This is a genomic window from Clostridium sp. (assembly GCF_032552055.1).
Taxonomy (GTDB): domain Bacteria; phylum Bacillota; class Clostridia; order Clostridiales; family Clostridiaceae; genus Clostridium.
The window spans coordinates 1-6,431 of sequence record NZ_JAWGSV010000180.1 but is presented as its reverse complement, the minus strand read 5'-3'; the positions used below and the strand labels follow the sequence as shown (position 1 = coordinate 6,431).

8 protein-coding genes are annotated in these 6,431 nt (G+C 28.5%); 7 read left to right on the top strand and 1 reads right to left on the bottom strand.

Annotation, left to right across the window (positions count from 1 at the left end; translation table 11 throughout):
• Positions 1-140: 140 nt before the first annotated feature.
• The gene (locus E6248_RS11595; RefSeq protein ID WP_316340961.1) at positions 141-683 is read right to left on the bottom strand and encodes a hypothetical protein; all 543 of its coding nucleotides are present in this window, start codon (positions 681-683) and stop codon (positions 141-143) included.
• A gap of 282 nt (positions 684-965) precedes the next feature.
• Between E6248_RS11595 and E6248_RS11590 the strand changes: the two genes are divergently transcribed.
• The 7 genes from E6248_RS11590 to E6248_RS11560 form a co-directional block, all read left to right on the top strand.
• Complete coding sequence (locus E6248_RS11590) at positions 966-2,228, top strand: UDP-N-acetylglucosamine 1-carboxyvinyltransferase (protein ID WP_316340960.1); 1,263 nt, start codon at positions 966-968, stop codon at positions 2,226-2,228.
• 21 nt (positions 2,229-2,249) lie between these two features.
• A complete protein-coding gene (locus E6248_RS11585) occupies positions 2,250-3,041 on the top strand; it encodes an MBL fold metallo-hydrolase (RefSeq protein WP_316340959.1) in 792 nt (263 codons plus the stop codon).
• 42 nt (positions 3,042-3,083) lie between these two features.
• Positions 3,084-3,581, top strand: a complete 498-nt coding sequence (locus E6248_RS11580) for an SEC-C metal-binding domain-containing protein (protein ID WP_316340958.1) — start codon at positions 3,084-3,086, stop codon at positions 3,579-3,581.
• A 151-nt stretch (positions 3,582-3,732) separates the two neighbouring features.
• Positions 3,733-4,374: a lactate utilization protein gene (locus tag E6248_RS11575; protein WP_316340957.1), complete on the top strand. Its 642-nt coding sequence runs from the start codon at positions 3,733-3,735 to the stop codon at positions 4,372-4,374.
• 76 nt (positions 4,375-4,450) lie between these two features.
• Positions 4,451-5,257, top strand: coding sequence for an Hsp20 family protein (locus E6248_RS11570; RefSeq protein ID WP_316340956.1), 807 nt, complete (start codon positions 4,451-4,453; stop codon positions 5,255-5,257).
• Positions 5,258-5,332: 75 nt separating this feature from the next.
• Complete coding sequence (gene rlmH / locus E6248_RS11565; RefSeq protein ID WP_316340955.1) at positions 5,333-5,812, top strand: 23S rRNA (pseudouridine(1915)-N(3))-methyltransferase RlmH; 480 nt, start codon at positions 5,333-5,335, stop codon at positions 5,810-5,812.
• Positions 5,813-6,088: 276 nt separating this feature from the next.
• A partial coding sequence (locus tag E6248_RS11560; RefSeq protein WP_316340954.1) for a response regulator occupies positions 6,089-6,431 on the top strand: 343 nt, incomplete at its 3' end.

Genomic DNA, 6,431 nt, shown 5'->3' with positions numbered 1-6,431 from the left:
TTATTATATTTTACAAAAATATTTCGAAATTGAAAAGTGGAGAAAACGAATACAAAAAATAATTTTAAAAATATTAAAAAAATAATCTTAGAAACCTAAGAGTAACTAAGATTATACGTAAATAAATTCCAATAAAATACTTACAAATATAAATTTTTCTTTAAAGGATAGCTCTTAATTAATGTTTCTCTTTTATTATTAGAGAATTTCCATAATTCAATTCTATCTACTTTTAAAGTTTCACACTTTTCTTTTAAATTTATTTCACCATCTAATTTTTTTGAATCCTTAGGGATGAAATTAAGATTTGCAAGAGAAATGTGCATTTGATTATCAATATTTTCTTCAGGTACATTAAAGCCATGTAGTTTTAATGTATCATTCATTAATCTATTTAATCTTTTGATATACCCAACATCCTCTATTTTTACATTTAAAGTTTTTTGTGACTCTGACACTGAAACCTTAGGTAATAACTGTACTTTAAAGTTTTTATAAGGCTTAACAATCTTATCTACTACAAGATCTAGTTTATCTATATTTGGATTTTCTATAACTTCTAATGGTATATAAGGTGTTGGTGAATTTCTATTTGCTCTAAATTTTTTAGATAAATTCCTTTGAATAGGATTTAAATGCTTATATGATTCATCATCAAATAATGCAACTAAGTAATACTTCATAGGTTTAGCCTCTCATATCAATATTAATATATGAAATTTATTCATATATAAACTTTTTATAAATTATAACATATTACAGAAAATTAAGAAAGATTATATGGTTAAAACTTTTCTTTGTAAAATGCAGTAAAAAAGCCTTATTGGAAGAAAAAACTCTATTTAAATAAATATATTTTATGTTATAATGAATATTGTAAGTTTTTTAGAATGTTACACAACGATGGATAATAGTTGAAATAAAAGGAAATATTATATATATAAATAGTGATAAGGGTGAAATGGATGGAAAAGTTAGTTATAAATGGAGGAAAAGCATTAAAAGGTTCTGTTGAAATAAATGGTGCAAAGAACTCAGCGGTTGCTATATTGCCAGCAGCTATAATGGCGAGCGAAGGAAAGTGCATTATTGATAATGTACCAGATATTGAAGATGTTCATTGTCTTGAAAGAATCTTAGCTAGTCTTGGATGTTCAGTTAATAAGATAGATAACAATACTTTAGAAATAGATGCTACAGATGTTACAAGAGTAGAGGCTTGTACTGATGATGTTAGAAGAATGAGAGCTTCATATTATTTTATAGGAGCTTTACTTTCGAGGTTTAAAAAGGCTAGAGTAGAACTTCCAGGGGGATGCCCTATAGGTGTAAGACCTATAGATCAACATATAAAAGGATTTGAAGCTTTAGGAGCAAAGGTTACTATAGAACATGGCGCTGTTACAGTTGAAGCAGAACATCTTCATGGAGCAAATATATTCTTTGATGTAGTTACTGTTGGAGCTACTATAAATGTTATGATAGCAGCTACATTAGCAGAAGGAACTACTATACTTGAAAATGTTGCAAAGGAACCACATGTTGTGGATGTTGCAAACTTCTTAAACTCTATGGGAGCTGATATTAAAGGTGCTGGAACGGATGTTATAAGAGTAAAGGGAGTTGAAAAACTTCAAGGATGTAATTATAGTGTTATTCCAGATCAAATTGAGGCTGGAACATTTATGATTGCAGCAGCAGCAACTAAAGGTGATGTTACTATAAAAAATGTAATACCTAAGCATTTAGAATCAATAGCAGCCAAATTAATTGAAATGGGAGCTGTAGTTGAAGAGGGTGACGATAGTATTAGAGTATATGTTGAGGGAGAATTAAAAGGAGTTAATGTAAAGACAGCTCCATATCCAGGATTCCCAACAGATGTTCAACAACCTATGTCGGCTTTATTAAGTACAGTACCTGGAAAAAGTTTAATTGCTGAAAGTATATGGGAAAATAGACATAAGCATATAGATGAGTTAAAAAAGATGGGTGCAACAATAAAGGTTGAAGGCAGAACAGCTATAATAGAAGGTAATAAGGAACTAGTTGGAGCTAAAGTTATCGCAACTGATTTAAGAGCTGGAGCAGCAATGGTTATTGCAGGTTTAGTGGCAAGTGGATTTACTGAAATAACTGAGATTGAACACATAGACAGAGGATATCCTCACATTGAGAACAAGTTTTCTAGCTTAGGAGCAGATATTACTAGAGTAGAAGAAGAGTAGTATCTAACGGGGGATAATAATATGAAGTTTTGTTCATTATATAGTGGAAGTAGTGGAAATAGTATTTTTATTGCTTCAGATAATGCAAAAGTACTAATAGATGCAGGTTTACCTGGTAAGAAGATAGATGAAGCTCTAAAGAGTATAGGAGAAGACCCAAGTAAAATAGATGGAATATTTGTTACTCATGAGCATTCAGATCATATTAAAGGAATAGGGGTATTATCTCGTAAATATGATATTCCTATTTTTACTAATGCTAACACTTGGTCTGCAATGGAGAGTAGCATAGGTAAAATTAAAGAGCATAATATAAAGATTATGGATAGAAGATCCACTGTATCTATTAAAGATATAGATATAATTTCTTTTAACATACCACATGATGCAGTTGCGCCAGTCGGTTATACAATTCATAGCAATGGCAAAAAGGCTAGTGTTACTACTGACTTTGGAATATATACTGAAGAAATAAGAGATAATATTAAGGATTCAGAAGTTATATTACTGGAAAGTAATCATGATGTTAATATGTTGAAGTTTGGTCCTTATCCATATGCTTTAAAAAGAAGAATATTAAGTGAGGTAGGTCACTTATCAAATGATGACTGTGGTAAGGCTATAGTAGACTTAATTAGATACAAGCAAAATAAAAAAATTATATTAGGACACTTAAGTGGAACTAATAATCATCCGGATTTAGCATTAGAGACAGTTCTTGGAGTCCTAAGGGAGAATAACATACAGCAAAATGTAGATATTGATTTAACTATGGCAAATAGACATAGCCCTAGTGATGTCATAGTATTATAATCAAAATTATATAAACAATACCACATAAAAAGGAGAATGAATATGAGCTTATATAAACAATGGACAGACATGGTAGTTGAATATGTAAAGGCAAGAGGAGAAGAGGCTTTTTGGAATGAATATATGCAAATAGAAACAGCTCTTTATAAGGAAATCCTTGCAAAGCATGCTGAAGCTATAACTTGCACAATTAAGGATTTAGCTAGCAATCAAAATACTACTGAAGAATTTATTATGGGATTTATAGATGGAATTAATGATAGCTTAAAGAATCCATTTGACTTAGAAGCTTTAAAAGCTGATGAAGAGATTACATTAGAAGTTGACTTAGAAAAGCTTTATTTCAATATGTTAGATGCTAAGGCTGAGTATTTATATACTTTACCTCAATGGGATGGAATTTTCTCACCAGAGAAGAGGAAAGAAATCCAAAAGAAATATAGAGAGTCTGTAATAGTAAGAAATGAAAATAAAATTGGTAGAAACGATCCTTGTACATGCGGAAGTGGTAAAAAGTATAAGAAGTGCTGTGGAAAGTAAATAGAAATTAATTAAGGTGGAATGTAAGACATTATATAAGGGTTTACATTCCACCTATTTACTTTATAAATAAGAGATAATTTTAAAGGAAGTTATAATATATTGAAAATATTAATATGAAGAGTAATGATGAATTTGGGGGGGATAAATTATGGATAAAAATTTAAAGTGGGTTAATAATCAAAAAATAATGAGGACAATTGAAGCTTTAGAAAGCAATAACATGAATGGGTACTTGGCACAAACAAAAGAAGGTATTATAGAGAAGATTTGCGAATTAGTTAATGAGGGATCAAAAGTTTCTTGTGGTGGTTCTATGTCATTATTCGAGTGTGGAGTTATAGATCATTTAAGAAGCGGTAGGTATAACTTTTTAGATAGATATAAAGAAGGTTTAAGTAAAGATGAAGTGAAAAATATTTTTAGGGAAAGTTTTTTTGCTGATGCTTACTTTACAAGTAGTAATGCTATAACTGAGGATGGTAAGTTATATAATGTTGATGGAAATGGAAATAGAGTAGCAGCTATGTTATATGGACCTGACAAGGTAATAGTAATAGCTGGTGTAAATAAAATAGTAAAAAATATAGATGAAGCTATCAATAGGAATAAGCAAATATCTGGTCCTGCTAATGCAAAGAGACTAAATAAGCTAACACCTTGCACTAAAGTAGGTTATTGTATTGATTGCAAAGGAAATGATAAGATTTGTAGGGAATTTACTGTTATATCAAGCCAAGGTAATAAAGATAGAATTCATGTAATATTTATCAATGAAGAACTAGGGTATTAAAATAAATATTTTTGTATCAAAAGTAATAATCTCAAATAATTATATTATATAGGAATTAATATAATAGGAGATTATAATGTTTGATATATTACCCTTTTTAATGAATAATTTACTAGGGAACAATACTAATGTAAATGGATTAAATAATAATTATAATAATAACTTAAATAATAATCCAAATAGCAACTTATTAAATACTTTAAATAGCTTAAATAATCAAAGTGGTAAGAATATTACTCCAGATAATAACTATCAATATAATACTTATACAAATGGAAGTAATGTTTATGGAGTATTTACTAGTAGCTTTAGTGGAAGTTTTAGTGGTAACCTTAATAATGGCTTTCAAGGTATTCCTAATATGAATGGTGATAACATAATAGGAGGTACAATTGGAGGATTTGGAGAGGCTTTTTCTAGTATATTTAATGAAGTATTTAATACCTTGGCATCTAATGAGGGTTTAATTAATAATATAGTGGATACAGTATTAAATAGTGAAGTTGTTAATAATATTATTGAAGCGGAAGAAAAGTTAGAAGAGGAAGAAGTATTAAAACTAGACTTTAAGGATTATGGAGACAGGTATTTAATTGAAGGGAAAATTGAAGGGGTGCAAAAAAGAGATATAGATATTGATTATGATAATGAGCATATTAGCATTAAAGTAAATAGAAATGCTTTAGAGGATAGAGGTAAAACTATAAATATACTTGAAGAAAACAATTATATTGAAAAAAACTTTTTTGTTCCAAATGTTGATTTGGCTAGAATTCAAGCTGTTTACAATGCAGAGGTGCTAAGAGTCTACCTAAAAAAGAGACCAGAAGTAGATGAAGGTACAACTATTATAGATGTAGATAGTTATTTAAATGAAGAATAGAAAATTAATAATCTTTATTAGGTATTTTATAATACTAAGCATAATATAAAAATATTAAACTTATGAGGAGACATTATGAATATCACAATAATTTCTGTTGGAAAACTAAAGGAAAAATATCTAAAGCAAGCAATAGATGAATATTCAAAAAGATTAAGTCGATATTGTAAATTAGATATAATAGAGCTTCAGGATGAAAAGACTCCTGATAATGCTTCTGAAAAAGAAGAGCTGCAAATTAAAGATAAGGAAGGAGATCTTATATTATCCAAAATAAAAGATAATATGCATGTAATTGCCATGGATCTAAAGGGAGAAAACCTAACTTCAGAACAATTTGCAGCCTACATAGAAAACTGTGGAGTAATGGGAAACTCCAATATAGCCTTTATTATAGGTGGAAGTTTAGGACTTTCACAAAAGGTATTAAAAAGGGCAAATTACAAGCTTTGCTTTTCAAAAATGACATTCCCTCATCAATTGTTCAGAGTTATGCTTTTAGAACAGATATATAGAGGCTATAGAATAATGAAGAATGAACCGTATCACAAGTAAGTGAGGTTTTTACTAAAATTGGGTTAATAAATAAAGGTATTTGAAAAGGAGAGAGTTGATAATATTATCATTTAAGTAAGTCTTTATAGATAGAATTTTAGTGATAAATTATATGTGGAATTGGTATATAAATAATCTTAGTTATTTAATGTTAAAAGTGTTAATTTGTGAAATTAACACTTTTATATTTATAATATAATTGGAAGGTTATGTTATTATATATTTATAAAATATATTCATTTTGATATATATTATATAAAATGGAGGAAGATATAAATGAAAATTAATATATTAATTGTTGAAGATGAAAAAGAAATAAGAGAAGGTGTAAGTGAATATCTATCAGAGGTTGGATATAATGTTATAAGTGCAGAAGATGGAATGCAGGCAATAGAGCTATTTAAAAAAAATAAAATTGATTTAGTAATTTTAGATATAATGTTACCAAGAGCAAATGGTTTTGTTGTTTTAAATAAAATTAGAGAAGAAAGTAACGTTCCAGTAATTATGTTAACAGCAATGAGTGATGATTATACTGAAATTATGAGCTTTGATGAAAAAGCAGATGATTATATTACTAAGCCATTTTCAATAATAGTTCTTAATAAAAGAATAGAGG

What these genes read in the sequence shown, in the direction of transcription:
- E6248_RS11570 (WP_316340956.1), top strand. Translation starts at nt 4,451, where the DNA reads ATGTTTGATATATTACCCTTTTTAATGAATAATTTACTAGGGAACAAT.
- E6248_RS11580 (WP_316340958.1), top strand. Translation starts at nt 3,084, where the DNA reads ATGAGCTTATATAAACAATGGACAGACATGGTAGTTGAATATGTAAAG.
- E6248_RS11590 (WP_316340960.1), top strand. Translation starts at nt 966, where the DNA reads ATGGAAAAGTTAGTTATAAATGGAGGAAAAGCATTAAAAGGTTCTGTT.
- rlmH (WP_316340955.1), top strand. Translation starts at nt 5,333, where the DNA reads ATGAATATCACAATAATTTCTGTTGGAAAACTAAAGGAAAAATATCTA.
- E6248_RS11575 (WP_316340957.1), top strand. Translation starts at nt 3,733, where the DNA reads ATGGATAAAAATTTAAAGTGGGTTAATAATCAAAAAATAATGAGGACA.
- E6248_RS11585 (WP_316340959.1), top strand. Translation starts at nt 2,250, where the DNA reads ATGAAGTTTTGTTCATTATATAGTGGAAGTAGTGGAAATAGTATTTTT.
- E6248_RS11595 (WP_316340961.1), bottom strand. Translation starts at nt 683, where the DNA reads ATGAAGTATTACTTAGTTGCATTATTTGATGATGAATCATATAAGCAT.